The organism is Halomonas pelophila, assembly GCF_040196315.1.
Lineage (GTDB): Bacteria > Pseudomonadota > Gammaproteobacteria > Pseudomonadales > Halomonadaceae > Halomonas > Halomonas pelophila.
This window is the reverse complement of record NZ_JBEGCI010000010.1, coordinates 96,791-115,282: the sequence shown is the minus strand read 5'-3', so window position 1 is coordinate 115,282 and position 18,492 is coordinate 96,791. Positions and strand designations below refer to the sequence as shown.

Sequence of the window (18,492 nt, the reverse complement as noted above, 5' to 3'; positions counted from 1 at the left end):
GTTGATGGTATTGGTGCTGTTATCCGCCGTCGGCCCATCGACTGGCGCGGTCAGCGTGTAGGTGTAGTTGCCCGCGGCGTCGATCGTCAGCGTGCCGTACGTCCCGGAGAAGGTACCGGCGGTATAGGTCAGCGCGTCGCCGTTGGGATCGCTGGCCGCCAACGTGCCGCTGATGGTCTCGGCGGTGCTGCTCGGATCGCTGCCGGTCACGCTGCCGGCCGCCAGATCGTCACCATCCTGGTTGAGATCCAGCGCCGCTTCGTTGACGGTCACGTCGGCCGGCGGAGCCGTCGGCGAGCCGTCGGTCACGTCGATGGTCAGCGTGGCGGTATCGGTATCACCGTCACCATCGATGATGGTGTAGGTGAACACATCCGTGTAGGTGGCGTTGGCGTCCGCCGTGTAGGTGTAGCTGCCATCGGAGTTCCAGACCAGCGTGCCTTGTGTGCCGGCGGTAGACACGGCGCTGACCGTGGCGCCGTCGGCGCCCAGGGTGTCGTTGGCCAGCAGGCCGGTCGCGGCCGTGACCGTCAGGGTGCCGCCGGACTGCACACTACCGGTGTCGGCCACGGCACTCGGCACGTCGTCGACGATATCTATAGTCAGGGTACCGCTGGCACTTGAGCCGCCGGCTCCGGTCAGTGACCCTTCAATGCTGTCGCTGACCCGCTCATCGCTGCCCGGACCACTGTGATCCTGGGCTTCCTTGAGGGTGTACTCGTAGCTGATGGTGGCGTTCACGTCGCCGTCATCACTGCTGTAGCCGGTGATGACCAGGGAGCCCTCGCCGGTTTCGATCGCCGACGACGGAGACTGGCTACTGAACTGCTTGAGCTCGTCCACGCTAAACGTTTGGCCGCCCAGGGTGAGGCTGGCGATGCCGTCGGTGGCGAACACGCTGAAGCTGCCGCCGGCGGTCTCACCATCCCCGTCTGCGTTGGAGCCATCCGGCGACAGGCCGGCCTCGGAGACGGTGGTGAAGCCGGGAGTTCCTCGAGCCGCCATGGTGACCCCAGCGCTGTCTTCGGCCCCGTTGATGGTGAGCGTCAGATTGGCCTGGCTGGTATCACCTTCAGCATCACGCATGATGTAGGTCAGTGACTCGCTGACGCTTTCACCGGCGATCAGTGCCTGAACGTCAGGGTCACTGTTATCCAGTTCGAAGCGGTAATCGCCATTGGCGTCCAGCGTCAGGGTGCCGTATTTCGCCAGTTCGGCCAGGGCGGCGCCGTTATCGCCCCACTCCACGAAGCTCGCCGGTGCATCTGCACCGGCGGCGTCATTGACCAGCACGTTGCCACTGACGACGCTGATCTCACCGTCCTCCACGAGGTCGGCCGTGTCGTTTCGAGCCTCCGGGCCGTCGTCGTTGATGTCGATGGAAAGAGTCGCGGGCGCCGAGACATCGCCGTCGTCGTCGGTCACGCGAACCCCGAACAGGTCCTGCAGCTGATCGGCGGTACCGACGGCATCGATCACCTGGTGATCGAGGGTGTTGTCGTCGAGCGTATAGCTCCAGCTGCCGTCTGTGTTCACCGTCAGCACACCATAGACACCGGTCACCTGGGTGCCGTCCGCCAGGATCTCGACCCAGTTGCCATCGGCGTCCTGCACTTCGATGAGCGCCAGCAGGTCGCTGCCGGTATCGATCTGAAGCGCCCCGGAGGTCGTCAGCGTGCCGCCACCGCTGCCCTCGGAGAGAGCCGATTCCCACACGACATCGCCGTCGCCATTGAGATCGGCCGTCGCAACGGTCGGGATGGAATCCGGCGCTTGGTCGAGCGCCTGATCCTGGGTATCGAAGGTGGCGCCAAGGGAATTCAAGCCGTATTCGAAGGAGAGCGGATCGACGTTCTCGGTGATGCGGGCCAGGCGCACGAAGTCATGACCACCGCCCGGTGCACCGGCACCCCCGGCGCCGGCCGCGGTGGCATCGAGTCCCTCGAGCAGGTCGCCCTCGCCCTCCTCGAGAGCCGCCAGCAGCGCCTCCAGATCCTCATCCTGGACACTCGCCTCCTCCGCGGCCACCGGCTGCTCGGCGTCGAGATCGGCCGAGATGGCGACCTCCTGCCCCTCTCCGATCACGGTGGGGTCGAGGCCGTCGGCGAAGTCGAGGATCACCCGGCCAGTGTCGGAGGTGACGAGGGTCTCGCCCTCCTGCAAGGTGTCGCCCACCCGCAGCTCGCGGAGATCGCCCGACGCATCCCGCGCCCAGGCCTGGCCGGTAATGGAGATGATGGTAGCGATGGTCATGAGTCGACTCCCTGCGTACGAAGCGCGTGCGAGGCCGCCCAAGGAAGAACGGCTGATATTCAGAAACTAGAGCAGCCGGGAAGGCCACACTATTGTACCGATGGCCATGGTTCGGCCTGCTGACCGTCGGCATGACACCGAGGCGACCGAATCAGGCCTCAACCGTCAGTGATGGCAAGCGTCAGGCGGTTTCCCGCTGACCGAGCTTCAGGATCAATTGCAGCCGGTCGCGCACGCCGAGCTTGCGAAAGATGGCGCCGAGGTGCGCCTTGACCGTGCGCTCGGTGATCTCGAGCCGGCGTGCGACCTCCTTGTTGCTCTGCCCTTCCGCGACAGCCAGCGCCACGGCCCGCTCGCGATCGGTCAACTCCGTGAGAACCTCATCCTGCTGTCGCGAATCCCCACCGAGGGCCCGGTAGGCACTGCCCATCACCTGGGCCAGCAGCTCGGGTGGCACCCAGATACCCCGGTGGCTCGTCACCAGCGCCATCTGCCTCAGAAGCTCGGGGGGCGACAGGGCATGGGCATAGCCGCGGGCGCCGGCGTCGAGTGCCCTCAGGGCCTCCAGCGAATCGGGCGCATAGCTCAGCACCTTGACGATGGCCCCCCGGCCGCTCAGCAGGGTGACCAGGGTGGGCCAGGCCTCGATATGGCTCATCACCCATACGCTGTCGCCCTCCCCGACCTGGGCGCGGGCCTGCTGACGACTGACGGAACGTGCCTCGCCGAAGGCGCCTCGCCAACGCGGAATCTCGTCACGCCCGTGACAGACGAAGAGCTGTGTCATCATCGTTCTCCCATGGAGTTCTCCCAGGCCCGCAGCACGGGCTTGAGCAGGTACTGCATCACGGTGCGCTTGCCGGTCAGGATGTCCACCTGGGCCGTCATGCCCGGAATCACCTCCAGTTCGCGGTGCTGCTGGGCATCCTCCCGCGTGCGCACCCGTACCAGATAGAAGGTATTGCCCTCGTCATCGGTGATGGTGTCGGCGCTGATGTGATCGAGCTCGGCCTCGAGGCCGCCGTAGATGGCGAAGTCATAGGCGGTCAGCTTGATGGTCGCCGGCTGGCCAGGCCGCAGGAAGGCGATGTCCTGGGGAGCAATGCGCGCCTCCACCAGTAGCGCATCGTCAGAGGGCACGATATCGACCACCTCCTGGCCGGGCTGCACCACCCCGCCGAGGGTCGTGATGCCCAGGCGCTGCACCACGCCATCGACCGGCGAGCGGATCTCCGACAGGCGCACCCGATCCTCGAGCCCGGCGCTCGACTCATCGAGCGCCGCCAGCTCGCCAAGGGTCCGCGAGAGCTCGGTACGCCACTCATTGCGGGCGTTCAACTCCACTTCACGAAGCTGGGCCTGGGCCTCATCGATCGCCGACTGCAGGCGCTCCACCTGGGCGGCCGCCTGGGTGCGCTCGCCGCTGGCTCGTGACACCTCGCGCCGCAGTCGCAGCACCTCGACCTCGGAGACGGCGCCGGACTGCAGCAGGGGCCGCGTAAGGTTGAGCTCCTGACTGGCCATGCCCAGCTCCCGAGCCGCGGTATCCCGACGCGACTGGGCCTCGTCGAGTTCGGCGCGCCGCTGGGCGAGCCGCTCCTCGAGGATGCTCTGCTCCTCGGAGAGCTTGTCGAGGCCGCTCGCGTAGAGCGCACGCTCCTGGGCCACGATCGCCGGGGCCTTCTCGGACAGCGCCTCCGAGGGCGTGAACGGCGACCCGGTAGCCAGCGCCCTCAGGCGCTCCGCACGCGCCTGCAGTGACTGCGCCGTGGCACGGTTCTCGCGAAAACTGGACAGGAACCGCGTGGGATCGATGCGCATCAGCAGTTCGCCGGCCTCGACGCGTTCGCCCTCGCGCACCAGGATCTCCTGTACCACCCCGCCATCGAAGGACTGCACTCGCTGCAGCTGGCTGGAGGGGATCACCCGCCCCGTGCCGCGCGTCACCTCGTCGATGGGCGCCAGCCAGGCCCAGACCAACAGGGCCGCCACGGCCAGCACCACCACATAGAGAAAGGCCCGGGCCCGGATCGGATCCTGCTGCAGGCGGGCCCAGTCGGCGTCGCTCGCCCAGTCGCGATTCAGGTGCGCCGCGCTCACGCGACGGGCGAAGAGTCGGTCGATGAAGGGGCGAAACGGTCGTCCGCCCGTCTCGGAGAAACGGCCGATGGCCTCGAAGCCCTGCTGCTCGGCGCTCTTGCGGGACTCGGCCATCAGCTGGCCCTCCCGATCTGCCCCTTGCGCAGGGCCTCCACCACCTTGTCCCGCGGCCCATCGGCGACCACCTTGCCGGCATCGATGACCAGGATGCGGTCGACCAGCGACAGCAGCGAGGTCCGGTGGGTGACGATCACCAGGGTCTTGCCCTGGCCGTAGGCCTTGAGGTTGGCCTTGAAGGCCTCCTCGCTGGCGTGATCCATGGCGCTGGTCGGCTCGTCGAGCAGCAGGATGCGCGGATCGTGGACCATCGCCCGGGCGATGGCCACGGCCTGGCGCTGGCCACCGGAGAGCATCTGGCCGCGCTCGCCCACCGGCAGGTCGACGCCCTGGGGGTGGCCGTTGACCAGGCCGTCGAGGCCGCTCAGCTTGATCGCTCGCAGCAGCGCCTCGTCATCCACGCCATCGCTGCCTCCCCCGGCGAGGATGTTGTCGCGCAGCGAGCCGTAGAACAAGCTGACGTCCTGGGCCACGTAGCCGATATGGCGGCGCAGCTGCAGGGGATCGAACTGGCGGATGTCCACGTCATCGATCATCACCGCGCCCGCCGTGGGCTGATAGAGCCCCAGCAGCAGCTTGTTGAGCGTGGTCTTGCCACAGCCCACGCGTCCCAAGAGCGCCACCCGCTCGCCCGGCTCGATGGTCAACGAGACGTCGCGCAGGGCATCGCGCTCCGCCTCGGGATAGCGCAGCGAGACCTTGTCGAAACGAATCTCGCCGCGCAACACCGGGCGGTCGATGAAGACCTTGCCATCGGGTCGTTCCACCGGGCGCTCCATCACCGCGTCGAGCGACTGCAGCGCCGTGGAGGACTGGTGATACTGCGCCAGCAGCGCCGCGGCCTGGCTGATCGGCGCCATGGCCCGCGACGACAGCAGGTAGGCGGCGATCAGCCCGCCCTGGGTCAGGTTGCCCTCGATGATCTGGTAGACACCGATGATGATCACGCACACCGCCACGCTGTGCTGGGCCCAGAGCGCCACGCTCGAGACCGAGGAGCTGACCAGGCGCAGCTGGGCGGAGGTGCGCGACAGGAAGGCCGAGGCCTTCTCCCAGCTGCCCTGAATGCGGCTCTCGGCGCGCAGCGACTTGACCGTTTCCAGGCTGGAGAGCGATTCGACCAGGGTGGCGTTGCGCTGGGCCCCCACCCGCCAGGTGGTCTCGGAGAGCTCATGGAGCTTGCCCTGGGCGGCCATGGCATAGAGCAGCACGAAGACGATGCCGATCAGCAGTGGAATCACCAGCGGCGGGCCGATCAGCGCGATGATGCCCACGAACATCAGCACGAAGGGCAGGTCGACCAGGGCCACCACGGTCGCCGAGCCGATGAAGGCCCGCACCGACTCGAAGGACTGCAGGGTGGCCGCGAAGGAGCCGGTGGACGCTGGCCGCGCCTCCATGCGCAACCCCAGTACCCTGGCCATGATCGACGACGACAGCTTGACGTCGGCCCGACTGGCCGCCAGGTCGACGAAGGCGTTGCGCATCAGGCGCAGGACCAGATCGAAACAGAGCACGATGAAGATCCCCGCCGCCAGCACCCAGAGCGTCTCGGTGGCGTGGTTCGGCACCACCCGGTCGTAGACGTTGAGCACGAACAGCGGCATCGCCACCGCGAAGAGGTTGATCACCACCGAGCCCGCGATGACGTCGCGATAGAGCTTGCGATTCTCACGGACCACGCCCCAGAACCAGTGGCGCGAGCGCTGCCGGTTGACCTCGGGCCCGCGGGCATCGAACCGAAAGCGCGGACGCACGTAGATTGCCTGGCCGCTGTAGCTCTGCTGCAGGCCATCCAGGCTCACCTCGGCTTCGGCATCGCCGAGCTCGGGAAAGATCACCCGCGCACGGCGCGCCTTCAGATCCAGGGCCACCAGCACGCAGGCACGCCCCGGCTCGAGCAGCAGCACGGCGGGGAACAGAGCGGGGTTGAGCTGTACCAGGCGGCTCTCGGTGATCCGCGCGGTGAGCCCGGCGCGAGACGCGGCGCGGGCGAAAACGCCGGGCGTCAGCCGCCCCTGCTCGAGGGGCAGGCCGGCGATCAGCGACTCGGCCGTGGCCGAGCGATCATGCACCTGCGCGATGGTCTGCAGGCATTCGAGCAACTCGTCATGCACCGCCGACCGAGAGGGCCCCGGGCCCGGATCCAGCTCTTCTTTCTGCGACACAGCCACCTCATACGTGGAGTCGCCCCATCGCGATCACGATGGGGCGAAGCATGCCGACAGGCCGTGCCTGCCCGCTTACCGTCCGGTCAGCCGCGCACCGCATAGCTGCCGGCGAAGCCCATGGCTTCGAGCCGCTGACGCAGCGACGCGATCGCGGCGCGATCAACGATCGGGCCGAGCTGAACGCGGTGCAGCGTGCCGGCGGAGTCCAGCCGGACGGGAAGGTCAAATTCGCTTTCCAGGCGCTGCCCGAGGCCGTTGGCTCGCGCCTCGCTCGATAGGGCAGCCACCTGCAGGAAGGCGCCCTCGCGGCGGGCCAGCGTCACCGGCTCGGCGATGCGGGCCTCCACCTCGCTATAGAGGTCGACCGACGCAGCGCGCCAGTCCGTCCCGAGGCGGTCGGCCATGACCGGCGCTTGCTGGTCAAGCTTGAGGGCGCGACCGCTCAGATCCAGGTTCTCGCCGACGCGCTCCAGGGTCACCTCGACGCGACGGTTCTGGCGGCGTCCATCCACGCTGGCGTTGCTCGCCACCGGCTGGCGGGAACCGAAGCCGCGAGTCTCGATCAGCCCCCGCTCGACCCCCTGGCTGACCAGGTGGCGCGCCACGCTGTCGGCGCGCGCCTGGGAGAGCGGGTCGTTGATGGCGTCACTGCCGGTGATGTCGGCATGGCCGGCGATGAACACCCGGGCCAGGTTGTTCATGCCGCGAATCTCGCCGGCCAGCGCATCGAGTTCGGCTCGAGCATCGCCGCTCAGCTCCGCGCTGTTGATCTCGAACAGGGCATCGGCGGAAAGGGTCACGTCCGGTACCCGAGCCGGCGCCTCGATGCCGCCGGTGAAGTCGGCCAGGGTGAAGCCCTGGGGGCCCTGAGCGGGGCAGATCACGTCGGGATTGATCGCCACCCCGTCGCTGCCCAGTTCGGCCAGCGTCGGCATGTCGTCGCGACGCACCTGTAGCGCCTGCATCAGCTGGCCCATGGCGACCAGGGTGCGGGCATCGGCCAGCGCCACGTCATAGCGAGCATTGGCATAGGCGCGGCTCGCCTCGAAGTACTCGTTCTCGCTGTCCAGGACATCGAGCAGAGTGCGCTGGCCGATATCGAACTGCTGCTGATAGGCGCCGCGGACGCGGTCGATCGACTGGCGATGCTCGTTGAGGTAGCGCAGCTGCTCACGCAGGCGCTGGGTATCGTTGTAGGCGATCTGGGTGGTCTGGCGCACGTCGACGCAGGCCTTCTCGCGCAGGTTGACGGCCTGCTCGACCCGCTCGCTGGCGGCCAGGAAGGAGGCCCGGTCGCTGCCGCCGCGATAGAGGTTCATGCTGGCCACCAGCTCGATGCTGTGGCGATCCCGATGTTCGCCATCGGCCACCACGTCGTAGTTGCCGTCGTTGTTCTCGTAGGTGCCGGTGCGGCCGCGCAGATCAAGGCGCGGCTGGAAGGCCGAGCGGGTCCCGCGCTGCTCGGCGCGGGAGGCCTCGATGTTCTCGATGGCGGCGTGGAACTCGGGATTGCCCTGGAAGGCCAGGTCGAGGGCCCGGCCGACATCCGCCGGCAGGCGCTCGTCCATCTCCGGTACCGGCGCCAGGGTCTCGGCCGGCAGGTCGCCGACGATGCGCTGGAAGCGCGCCGTCACGTCGTGCAGGTTGGAGGCCTCGGTCAGCAGGTTGGACTCGGCCAGCGCCAGACGACCGCTGATCTGCTCCAGGTCGACGCGGCGCCCCGCCCCCGACATCGCCCGCGCCTCGATCTGGTTGTAGACCCGCAGGTGCTCGCGGTAGTTGTCCTGGGCCAGGCGCACCAGTTCACGGCGGCGCTGCACGTCAAGGTAAGCGCGGGTCGCCTCGAGGGCCACCCCCTCGCTCGCCCCCAGCAGCTCGTAGTAGCGCACCAGCTCGGCGCGATCGAGGCGCTCGACCTCGCTGCTGGTGGCCAGGCCGTCCCAGAGCATCTGGGTGATGGTCAGCTCGGCGTAGCTGGTGTCGTAGCTGCCACGCTCATCGAGCTGGCGATCCTCCAGGCCAATGCCCGCCGCCATGTCGACGCTGGGCAGATAGTTGCCCCGCGCCACGCCGATGTCGTTACCGGCCGCCTGGAAGCCGTTCCAGGCCGCCATGACCTCGGGATTGGTCGAGATCGCCTGCTGCACGACCTGACGCAGGTCGGTGTTCCCCGGGGCCGCCAGGCCCTGGGGCAGCGACTGGGCGACCGCCGCGGCGATCGGCGCAAGCGCCAGGGATGCGCCCACGACGACGGAGCCTACGAGACGGCGGGCGTGGACGAGTGGCACGGGATCGGCGGTGAATTTCATGGGCATTCCCTTTCGAAGAGCAGCGGCGTGTCCGTGGAGCGGGCCGGTCTGCCGGGCGATGAGATGATGTTCCTGTCTCAGCGGCGTTGACCAGCCTGACGGCAGGACGACTGAAGCCTTTCGTCAGTCGCAGGTCTCAGCCACCCTCCTACCATCGATGTCAGCTGCCAGAGGCGTGAGCCGATCAAAGTCAGAAGAATGGGATAGGGACAGCGTCAAACGCTTCATGCCTTTGCATGATGTGTCCATTTGTAATCAATAGTAACTGAGTCGCGGAATTTGTCCACCTTTCGACTGAGCGGCGGGGAGGCATGCCATGGCCAGGCAGCAAGGGGCGGGCGCGAGCACAGGCGCTCTCGCGGCACGCACGGCGGCAAACGTGGTATCGTCTGCCCATCCCCGAAACGGCGTGGTTACACCAAGGAGAACGTCATGGCCTCATCGGAAATCCAGAAGACCCGCGTGATCAACGAACTGCGGGGCTTCATCAAGAAACTTCTGCAGGATCCGAAGATTCTCGAGCAGTCACTGGACATTACCCGGCGCCAGCTCACCGAACCGGGCGACGGCGACGTGATGGCACGGATCGCCAACGAGATCTCCGAGACGACCAGCGTGCACATCCCCGAGGATCCCACCGAGCACTCGGAAGCCGACCGGCTCTTCCTGGAGCTGCTCAAGGAAGTCGCCCGGGAGGAGCAGGCGCTCTACTGAGCCCTGTCGCCTGACGGTGTCTTCGTGATCGCGCCCGGCCCTCGTGCCGGGCGCGGCCGACAGGCACCCCGCACGAGACGACGCCGTGCGGGCGAAGCACGTCATTGGTAGAATGCCGGCCACATCGTCACTGCTGCTCCCTTCGAATGACCTATCTGCTCAAGCTCCACCCCGAAATCACCATCAAGTCCCGCTCCGTTCGTCAACACATGACTCGCTGCCTGGCCAGTAACGTGCGCAATACCCTGCGCCTGCTGGAATCCGGTGTGCGCGTGAAGGCCAGCTGGGACGCCCTGCGCGTCAGCTTCCCACAGACGCTGCCCCCCGAACGGGAACGCGAGCTGGAAGAGAGCCTGACGCGAATCCCCGGCATCCACGAGGTGCTGGCGACGCAGGAGGTCTCCTGCGGCTCCCTCGATGAGGCCGCCGAGTGGATCGTGCCCCACTGGGCGCCGGCGATCGCCGGGCGCCGGTTTCGCGTCCGCGCCAAGCGGCGCGGCGAGCATGCCTTCTCGTCGGTGGATCTGGAGCGCCACCTCGGCAGCGCCCTGCTGGCGGCCGAACCCTCGGCGCGGGTCGATCTGAAGCATCCCGAGGTGGTGGTGTCGGTGGAGCTGACCGGCCAGCGACTGCAGCTGATCCGCTCGCGCCGCCCCGGCCTCGGGGGCTACCCGCTGGGCGTGCAGGGCGAGGCCCTGGCGCTGGTCTCGGGGGGCTTCGATTCTCCGGTCGCCGCCTGGCGCATGCTGCGCCGCGGCATCAAGACGCACTATCTGTTCTTCAACCTGGGCGGGCCAGCCCACGAGGCGGGCGTCAAGGAGGTGACCCATCACCTCTGGCAACGCTACAGCGCCTCGCACAACGTCGACTTCACCTCGGTGCCCTTCGAGGGCGTGGTCGCCGAGATCCTGCGCAGCATTCCCGACGGCCTGATGGGCGTGATCCTCAAGCGCATGATGGTGCGCGTGGCCAGCCGCATCGCGGCCCGTGCGAACATCCCGATGCTGGTCACCGGCGACGCCATCGCCCAGGTCTCCAGCCAGACGCTCACCAACCTGGCGCTGATCGATGCCGCCAGCGAGCGGCCGATCCTGCGTCCGCTGGTCACCGAGGACAAGCAGGAGATCATCGACACGGCCCGCCGCATCGATACCGCCCGCTTCGCCGAGCAGATGCCGGAGTACTGCGGGGTCATCTCGCGGCGGCCCCACACCCGCGCCCCCACCGACAAGGTGCTGGCCGCCGAGGCCGCCTTCGACTTCTCGGTACTGGAGGCCGCCGTCGACGCCGCCACCGTGACCCGAGCCAATCGGCTGGGAGAGAAGCCGCGCGAGCCCGGCGAGGTAACCGTCGTCGATGATCCGGCGCGGCTCGCCGAGATGCCGGCGGTCAGCGTGATCGACATCCGACGGCCCGACGAATGCGAGGAAGCACCGCTGTCGCTTCCCGACGTGCCCTGCCTGGAGATCCCCTTCTACGAGCTCCAGGACCAGGCACAGCACCTGCCCGCCGACCGCGAGTACCTGCTCTACTGTGAGCAGGGCGTGATGAGTCGCATGCAGGCGCTGCACCTGGCCGACCGGGGGCTAGATCACTTCGGGGTCTATCGCCGCGCGGCGACGGGCTGAACCGCCATCCCCGACCGCGTGGCCGCGGTCGGGGATGGCGTTCGGGAAGGGCTCGTTAAGAGGGTTAGTGGGGATGCCTAAGATGGTCGACGAAGGCGCGCCAGCTCGCCGGCAGCGGTATCCAGCCGGCATCGACCATCTTCGGCAGCGCGACCAGCAGGCAGACCACCGCCAGTCCCACCGCCATCGCCCAGCCGCTGTCGATGGCAATCCCCTTCCCGGCCAGCACGTAGATCAGGGTCATCGGCGCCATGCCGAGTGCCGTCGCCACCAGGAAGCGGCCCGTGGTGAGGGCCGTGAGCCCCGACGCATAGCTGATCAGTGCGAAGGAGACGACGGGAATCAGCCGGGCCACGAGCACCATGCTGAAGAGGATGTGCTGCGGACACTCGGGAAACAGGGCGACATGTCCATGCAGGAGCCGCTCGATGACCGGCCGACCCACCAGCCGGGCGATCCAGAAGCTCAGGCCGGCGCCCGTCAGGGCCCCGGCCATGCTGAGCAGAAAGGCCAGCACGGGATCATAGATCATGCCCGCCGCCACGCTGACCACCATGGTGGGGATGGGGCCGACCACCACCGTGAGCGCCATCACGCCCGCCAGCATCGGCGGCCCCCAGGGCCCCAGTCTCAAGCCTAAGCGCTCCAGGCGAACGGGATCGATCCAGCCCGCCTGATAGACCCAGACCCCCAACGCCACCAGCCCCGCCAGCACCATCAGTGCCAGCAGCGCCTGCTTCCCATGCCGCGGCTCGATTCTCATAGTGCCTTCCCTTGCCCGTGGGTCAGACGTCGTGTGACGAACCTGGTCGCGTGCCGACACCGGCCATCGATCATGTCGCCATCCCCGTCGCCGGGTGTGCTCCCGCTCGCGTGAACCTCCAGGAATGTCAGCCTGGCAACCCGGTATCGGGAGTTGTCACGGGCCTTCTCCTTCAGTCTAGCCCGGTGCCATGGGCGCACGACAAAGGGCCCGGTGCGTCATGCACCGGGCCCGAACCCTCATGGGTCGATCGGCACGCCGATCTCAGTTACAGGGCACCACCTTGCGCTGGGTGCTCAGGGCCCAGAGCGTCTGGCCGTCAGGCGTCTCGCCCTGCTCACTCCAGGTCTCGGTGACCTTGACGCAGTATGAACCGAGGCTCTCGGTGGTCACCTGGGGATCGGCGGGACGCTCGTTGCCGATGCGCATGATGTCGGGATTCTCGCTGGTATAGTTCGGGGCGATGGCCCCGCCGGCGCAACCGGTGAGCAGCGCGAGAAAACCCATGACGGGCAGGATACGGCGAAATGCCATGGGAGATACCTCCGTGAAGAACGTTGGGGTCCACCGAAGGTGACGTCAGGCTGATGAGTCCGTCGGCAGGCCACTCCATCCACTGGGGCCCCGCCGTCGGAGAGGGGACTCTACCCGAGTCATCGAGCCGTGCCAAACGTCGCCCGCCGGCGACGACAAGCCAGGGCCCCGTCCCCAGCACGCGACACGACGGACGTCGACGGCTCCCGATGGCCGACCGCCGGGCGGGTGCAGCGGGGGATGAAGATGCTACAATCCCAGCCCTGATTTCACGGATATGTCGCATGGCAGCCTCGACTTCGCCCCGGCGTCGAGTCGGCCGCCATCTACCACGCTTACGGGAACCTCTGAGCCACCATGTCGAATACCGCCCCGCGCAAGATCCTGGTCACCAGCGCCCTGCCCTACGCCAACGGCGACATCCACCTGGGCCACCTGCTGGAGTACATCCAGACCGACATCTGGGTGCGCTTCCAGAAAAGCCGCGGCCATGAGTGCCACTACGTCTGCGCCGACGATGCGCATGGCACCGCGATCATGCTGCGGGCCGAGCAGGAAGGCATCACCTCGGAGGCGCTGATCGAGCGCGTCTCGCGCGCTCACCAGACCGATTTCTCCCGCTTCGGGGTGGCCTTCGACAACTATCACTCGACGCACTCCGTGGAGAACCGCCACTTCAGCGAGCTGATCTATACCCGGCTGCGCGACAAGGGGCACATCGCCACCCGCGACATCGAGCAGATGTACGACCCGGCCAAGGGGCTATTCCTGGCCGATCGCTTCATCAAGGGCACCTGCCCTAAGTGCAGAACCGAGGATCAGTACGGCGACAACTGCGAGGCGTGCGGAGCCACCTACACGCCGGCGGAGCTGATCGATCCGGTCTCGGCGATCTCCGGCGCCACCCCCGAGGTGAGAAGCTCCACCCACTACTTCTTCAAGCTGCCGGACTTTGCCGACTTCCTGAAGGCCTGGATCGACGACGATCACGTCCAGCCGCAGATCCGCAACAAGCTGATGGAGTGGTTCGAGTCTGGCTTCAACGAGTGGGACATCTCCCGCGACGCCCCCTACTTCGGTTTCGAGATCCCCGATGCGCCGGGCAAGTACTTCTACGTCTGGCTCGACGCGCCGATCGGTTACCTGGCGAGCTTCCAGAACCTCTGCGAACGCGAGGGACTGGACTTCGATACGTACTGGTCGCCCGGCTCCGACGCCGAGATCTATCACTTCATCGGCAAGGACATCGTCTACTTCCACGCATTGTTCTGGCCGGCCATGCTGCACGGGGCCGACTTCCGCACCCCCACAGCCGTGAACTGCCACGGGTTCGTGACGGTCAACGGCGCCAAGATGTCCAAATCCCGGGGCACCTTCATCAAGGCGGCCACCTACGCCGACCACCTGAACCCCGAGTACCTGCGCTACTACTTCGCCGCCAAGCTCACCTCGCGGGTCGACGACCTGGACCTCAACCTCGAGGACTTCGCCGCCAGGGTGAACAGCGACCTGGTCGGCAAGGTGGTCAACATCGCCAGCCGCTGCGCCGGCTTCGTCAAGAAGCTCGGCGGTGGCCAACTCGCCGCCCACTGCAGCGAGCCCGAGATGGTCGCGCGCTTCATCGCCGTCGGTGATGAGATCGCCGAGGAGTTCGAGGCACGCGAATTCGGCCGCGCCATGCGCCGCATCATGGAGCTGGCCGACGAGGCCAACACCTACATCGCCGAGGCCGAGCCGTGGGTACTGGCCAAGCAGGAGGGCCGCGAGCAGGAGGTGCTCGACATCTGTTCGGTGGGCATCAACCTGTTTCGCCAGCTGATGGTCTACCTGGCTCCGGTGGTGCCGGTGATGGCCGACCAGGCCCGCGACTTCCTCAAGCTCGAGAGCCTCGACTGGCACAGCCGCCACGCCCTGCTGGTGGATCACGAGATCGCCAAGTTCAAGCCGCTGATGACCCGCGTGGAGCGGGAGAAGATCGACGCCATGATGGCCGCGTCGAAGGAGGATCTGGTGGAAGAGCAGAAACTGAAGGAGGCCGCCAAGGGCCCCCTGGCCGAGGCGCCGATCGCCGACGAGATCGCCTTCGACGACTTCGCCAAGGTCGATCTGCGCATCGCCCGCATCGCCAAGGCCGAGTACGTCGAGAAGGCCGACAAGCTGCTCAAGCTGACCCTGGACCTGGGCGGCGAGAGCCGCACCGTGTTCGCCGGCATTCGCGCCGCCTACGCGCCCGAGGCCCTGGAGGGCCGCCTGACCGTGATGGTGGCCAACCTGGCCCCGCGCAAGATGCGCTTCGGCGTCTCCGAGGGCATGGTGCTCGCCTCCGGCAACGACGAGGGCATCTATCTGCTCAGCCCCGACTCCGGCGCCGAGCCGGGCCAGCGGGTCAGCTGAGCGACCGTGGCGACGCGAACCGCTGACGCCTCGCGGGCCGAGCTGATCGAGGCGGTCGACGCCCTGCTGCCCCAGACCCAGTGCGGCAAATGCGGCCAGCCCGGCTGTCGCCCCTACGCCGAGGCGATCGTCGACGGCGAGGCGATCAACCGCTGTCCGCCCGGTGGGGAGGCGACGGTGGACCGGCTGGCCAAGCTGACCGGCCGCGCGCGCCTGCCGCTCGCCGAACCGGCCCAGTCGCCGCTGGTGGCCTGGATCCGTGAGGACGAGTGCATCGGCTGCACCAAGTGCATCCAGGCCTGTCCGGTGGACGCCATCCTCGGCGCCTCGAAGCGGATGCACACGGTCATCGCCGACGAGTGCACCGGCTGCGAGCTCTGCGTGGCGCCCTGCCCCGTGGACTGCATCGACCTGCTGCCCCATCCCGCCTGGGAAGCCGCCAAGAACGATGCGGCGCGCGAGGCCTACCTGGCGCGCCGCGCCACGCTGGGCCGACGTCGCCATCGCGCCCGCGAGCAGCGCCTGGCCCGACAGGCGCGCGAGAAGCGCCTGGAGCGCCAGAAGCGGCTGATCCAACAGCGCCAGCGCTCGGCGGGCACGGCGGCGGCCGGCCCCACGCCGCATCGCCAGCGGCAGATGGCCGTCAAGGCGGCGGAGCAGGCGCTGCGCCGGGCCCGCCAGCAGCTGGCCCATGCCGAGCGCCAGGGCGACGCGGCCACCCAGGAGGCGGCACGCCACCAGGTCGACGCCGCCCAGCGGCTGCTCGACGATGCCCGCAGGACGCTGGAGCAACCCGCCGCGGCAGAATGACACCAGACACCTTCCCGCACCATCGCGTGGGGCTTATCCGGCAACTGCCGCCCCCCGCTCTTGCCAGGGACTGCCATGAACACCCAGAAACGCCACGAGATCTTCGCGCGGCTGCGCGAGCACAACCCCGAGCCGACCACCGAGCTTCACTGGTCTAGCCCCTTCGAGCTGCTCGCCGCGGTGCTGCTCTCGGCCCAGGCCACCGACGTGGGCGTCAACAAGGCCACGGCTCGGCTCTTCCCGGCGGCCAACACGCCCCAGGCGATCCTCGACCTGGGCCTCGACGGCCTGAAGGAGCACATCCGCACCATCGGCCTCTACAACACCAAGGCCGAGAACCTGATGAAGGCCTGCCGGATCCTGGTCGAGCAGCACGCGGGCGAGGTGCCGCGCACCCGCCAGGCCCTGGAGGCGCTGCCGGGCGTGGGGCGCAAGACCGCCAACGTGGTGCTCAACACCGCCTTCGGCGAGCCCACCATCGCCGTGGACACCCATATCTTCCGCGTCTCCAACCGCACCGGGATCGCCAAGGGCAAGGACGTGGTCGAGGTCGAGCAGAAGCTGCTGCGCCATGTGCCCAGAGAGTTTCGCCAGGATGCCCACCACTGGCTGATCCTGCACGGACGCTACACCTGTCTGGCCCGCAAGCCTCGCTGCGGCAGCTGCGTCATCGAGGATCTCTGCGAGTTCAAGGACAAGATCGACCTCTAGGGCATGGAGCGGCAGGTCACATCGACCGCCCACGCCGGAGGGAATCGATCGATGACGCGATTCTGCTGCCGATGTCCCTCGTCGATCTGACGTATGGCCTCCGGGTCACAGTCTGTAGACCCGGTCGCCGAAAGGGCACCGGGGAGCGGCGAGTACCGTACGGACGGCGCGGCGTCGAAGGCTGACGGCGCGGAAGTGAAGCTCGCCCTTGGACGAGCAACATCACGCGTGTCGATTGCGCGCGGTGGCGATCACTCGAGGGTATTGCCCTGCTCGATCACGCCGCTGCCGACGCTTTCGCCATTCTGGAACCACTCCAGCTGGTTACCGTCGATCTGGGCGCCATAGCAGCCGAAATCCGTGCCGGGATAGCAGACGCCCTCTTCGGTGATCTCGTAGGTACCACCGCCGGCGGCATCCACGTACGTGCCGTCCTCGGCGAAGTAGCTGGTATAGACGCCACCTCCCATCCCACCCTGGAAGGTATTGCCAACCAGCGCTGCGCGAAGCTCATCCGCACTAGAAGCGGCCATGGCGCCGGTTGTTCCCGCCCCCATGGTCACAAGGGCGGCAAGAAAGGCGGTGCGGGTCATCTTGGACAGAGTCATCAAGGCTCTCCTGATTGGATAACGTCTAGCGTTGTAAGGATACCGGCAGCGTCGGTTCAACGCTTTGGGCCGAACGCGCCGTCAGCCCTGGCCGGCCTGCGTCACAGGGTACCTGCCGCTTCGCGCACAGAGCTGACTTGGCACAAAGCTGACCTGGCAAAGACCGCAGCGAGAGCGGGCTTTTAACGTGCTTTTATCCATTTGATTTTACGAATAGACAAAAGCATCGTCCTGACTTCTCAGTCAGAATTCAAGTCGCCTGCGCGGCACCAAGGGGATCAAGCGCACCTGCAACACACCCTGCAACACCCGAAACGCTGTCCGGTCGCGCAGCCGCTTCTGAAAGCGATTCCTCGGTGTCTGGATCACCTTGCGCCGCTCGACATCGGCGAGGGGGCGCACGTGCGTTGCCCCGGAGAAGCGCTGTCGTATCGGGCCGTGAGCATGCTCGTTGATCTCACGCTGCCTGGCGCCGCAAAACGATCGATGGGGATGTGACTGGAGTAACCGGAACCCCAGCAAGCGTTTAGTGAGGCGCTCTGCTAGGGTGGGCGGCACCGCGAATGACGGACGACACGAGGCCTCTACCGCCATGGCGATGCTCAAGTATCTGTTACTTCCCCCGCTGGCCAATGGACTGCTGACGCTACTGGGGATGGCACTGTGGTCGCGGATGCGTCTGCTGGGAGGCCTGCTGGTGGTGCTGGGCCTGGGCGGGCTGCTGGTGCTCGCCACGCCGATGGCCAGCTATGCCCTGCGCCAGGGCCTCGAGCCAGCGGCGCTGGTCGGTCCGAGCCAGCTGCGCGAGGCCCAGGCCATCGTCATCCTGGGAGGCGGTCGCGACGTTGACGCCCCGGAGTTTGGCTGGGGCGACGCCCCGGCCAATGCCAGCTGGCGGCGGCTGGCCTATGGCGCCTACCTGCACCGTCAGACCGCGCTGCCGATCCTGGTCAGCGGCGGCCGAGGTCATGACGAACACAGCGCCGAGGCGAGCCTGATGGCCGCGGCGCTGCGCGAGGTGTTCGAGGTGCCGGTGCGATGGATGGAGGGGCGCAGCGGCGATACCGCGGAGAATGCCCGCTACACCGCCGAGATGCTCGGCGCGGACGGGATCGAGCACGTCGCGCTGGTCTCCCAGGCCTGGCACCTGCCCCGGGCGATGGCCGAGTTTGAACGGGCAGGGCTCGACGTGACGCCCGCTCCGACCGAGTTTGCAAGCCCGCCGACCGGCGGCACCGACGACTGGCTGCCCCGCGCCTACCATCTCCACCAGAGCACGCGCGCGCTGCATGAATGGCTGGGACGCGCCGAACTGGCCCTGCGCGAGCGACTGCTGCGCCGTGGCGAATGACCCCGCGCACTGCCCCCTGCTTTTGGCCC

The 18,492-nt window shown here is 67.5% G+C and carries 14 protein-coding genes; 6 read left to right on the top strand and 8 right to left on the bottom strand.

Annotated elements, in window-relative coordinates; all coding sequences use genetic code 11:
- The 5 genes from ABE957_RS12485 to ABE957_RS12465 all read right to left on the bottom strand — a co-directional run.
- A partial coding sequence (locus tag ABE957_RS12485; protein WP_349759014.1) for a retention module-containing protein occupies positions 1 to 2,253 on the bottom strand: 2,253 nt, incomplete at its 3' end.
- Positions 2,254 to 2,434: 181 nt separating this feature from the next.
- A complete protein-coding gene (locus ABE957_RS12480; RefSeq protein WP_349759013.1) occupies positions 2,435 to 3,040 on the bottom strand; it encodes a response regulator transcription factor in 606 nt (201 codons plus the stop codon).
- Entirely contained in the window at positions 3,040 to 4,467 is a 1,428-nt protein-coding gene (locus ABE957_RS12475) for an HlyD family type I secretion periplasmic adaptor subunit (RefSeq protein ID WP_349759012.1), read from the bottom strand. The genes ABE957_RS12480 and ABE957_RS12475 overlap by 1 nt, the downstream gene beginning before the upstream one ends.
- Positions 4,467 to 6,638 (bottom strand): type I secretion system permease/ATPase, encoded by a 2,172-nt coding sequence (locus ABE957_RS12470; RefSeq protein WP_349759011.1) that lies wholly within the window; start codon positions 6,636 to 6,638, stop codon positions 4,467 to 4,469. Before ABE957_RS12470 ends, ABE957_RS12475 begins: the two co-directional genes overlap by 1 nt.
- 86 nt (positions 6,639 to 6,724) lie before the next feature.
- Positions 6,725 to 8,950: a TolC family outer membrane protein gene (locus ABE957_RS12465; RefSeq protein WP_349759010.1), complete on the bottom strand. Its 2,226-nt coding sequence runs from the start codon at positions 8,948 to 8,950 to the stop codon at positions 6,725 to 6,727.
- A 432-nt stretch (positions 8,951 to 9,382) separates the two neighbouring features.
- On the opposite strand from ABE957_RS12465, the gene ABE957_RS12460 reads away from it, so the two are divergent.
- Together ABE957_RS12460 and thiI are read left to right on the top strand one after the other, a co-directional pair.
- Positions 9,383 to 9,664: a hypothetical protein gene (locus tag ABE957_RS12460; RefSeq protein WP_138179719.1), complete on the top strand. Its 282-nt coding sequence runs from the start codon at positions 9,383 to 9,385 to the stop codon at positions 9,662 to 9,664.
- 146 nt (positions 9,665 to 9,810) lie between these two features.
- Positions 9,811 to 11,292 carry a tRNA uracil 4-sulfurtransferase ThiI gene (gene thiI / locus ABE957_RS12455; protein WP_349759009.1) on the top strand — a complete coding sequence of 494 codons (1,482 nt, stop codon included), beginning with the start codon at positions 9,811 to 9,813 and terminating at the stop codon, positions 11,290 to 11,292.
- Positions 11,293 to 11,356: 64 nt separating this feature from the next.
- On the opposite strand, the gene ABE957_RS12450 is transcribed toward thiI, so the two are convergent.
- A complete protein-coding gene (locus ABE957_RS12450; RefSeq protein WP_349759008.1) occupies positions 11,357 to 12,055 on the bottom strand; it encodes a TVP38/TMEM64 family protein in 699 nt (232 codons plus the stop codon).
- Positions 12,056 to 12,319: 264 nt separating this feature from the next.
- Positions 12,320 to 12,589, bottom strand: coding sequence for a hypothetical protein (locus ABE957_RS12445; protein ID WP_349759007.1), 270 nt, complete (start codon positions 12,587 to 12,589; stop codon positions 12,320 to 12,322).
- A 357-nt stretch (positions 12,590 to 12,946) separates the two neighbouring features.
- Here ABE957_RS12445 and metG point away from each other — a divergent pair, with 357 nt between their 5' ends.
- The 3 genes from metG (at position 12,947) to nth (ending at position 16,504) form a co-directional block, all read left to right on the top strand.
- Positions 12,947 to 14,983 (top strand): methionine--tRNA ligase, encoded by a 2,037-nt coding sequence (metG, locus tag ABE957_RS12440; protein WP_349759006.1) that lies wholly within the window; start codon positions 12,947 to 12,949, stop codon positions 14,981 to 14,983.
- A gap of 6 nt (positions 14,984 to 14,989) precedes the next feature.
- Positions 14,990 to 15,793: an electron transport complex subunit RsxB gene (gene rsxB / locus ABE957_RS12435; RefSeq protein ID WP_349759005.1), complete on the top strand. Its 804-nt coding sequence runs from the start codon at positions 14,990 to 14,992 to the stop codon at positions 15,791 to 15,793.
- 75 nt (positions 15,794 to 15,868) lie between these two features.
- Positions 15,869 to 16,504 carry an endonuclease III gene (gene nth, locus ABE957_RS12430; RefSeq protein WP_349759004.1) on the top strand — a complete coding sequence of 212 codons (636 nt, stop codon included), beginning with the start codon at positions 15,869 to 15,871 and terminating at the stop codon, positions 16,502 to 16,504.
- A gap of 251 nt (positions 16,505 to 16,755) precedes the next feature.
- Here the strand turns inward: nth and ABE957_RS12425 are convergent, their stop codons facing one another.
- A complete protein-coding gene (locus tag ABE957_RS12425) occupies positions 16,756 to 17,112 on the bottom strand; it encodes a hypothetical protein (protein ID WP_349759003.1) in 357 nt (118 codons plus the stop codon).
- A 592-nt stretch (positions 17,113 to 17,704) separates the two neighbouring features.
- Here ABE957_RS12425 and ABE957_RS12420 point away from each other — a divergent pair.
- Entirely contained in the window at positions 17,705 to 18,463 is a 759-nt protein-coding gene (locus ABE957_RS12420; RefSeq protein WP_349759002.1) for a YdcF family protein, read from the top strand.
- Positions 18,464 to 18,492: the final 29 nt, after the last annotated feature.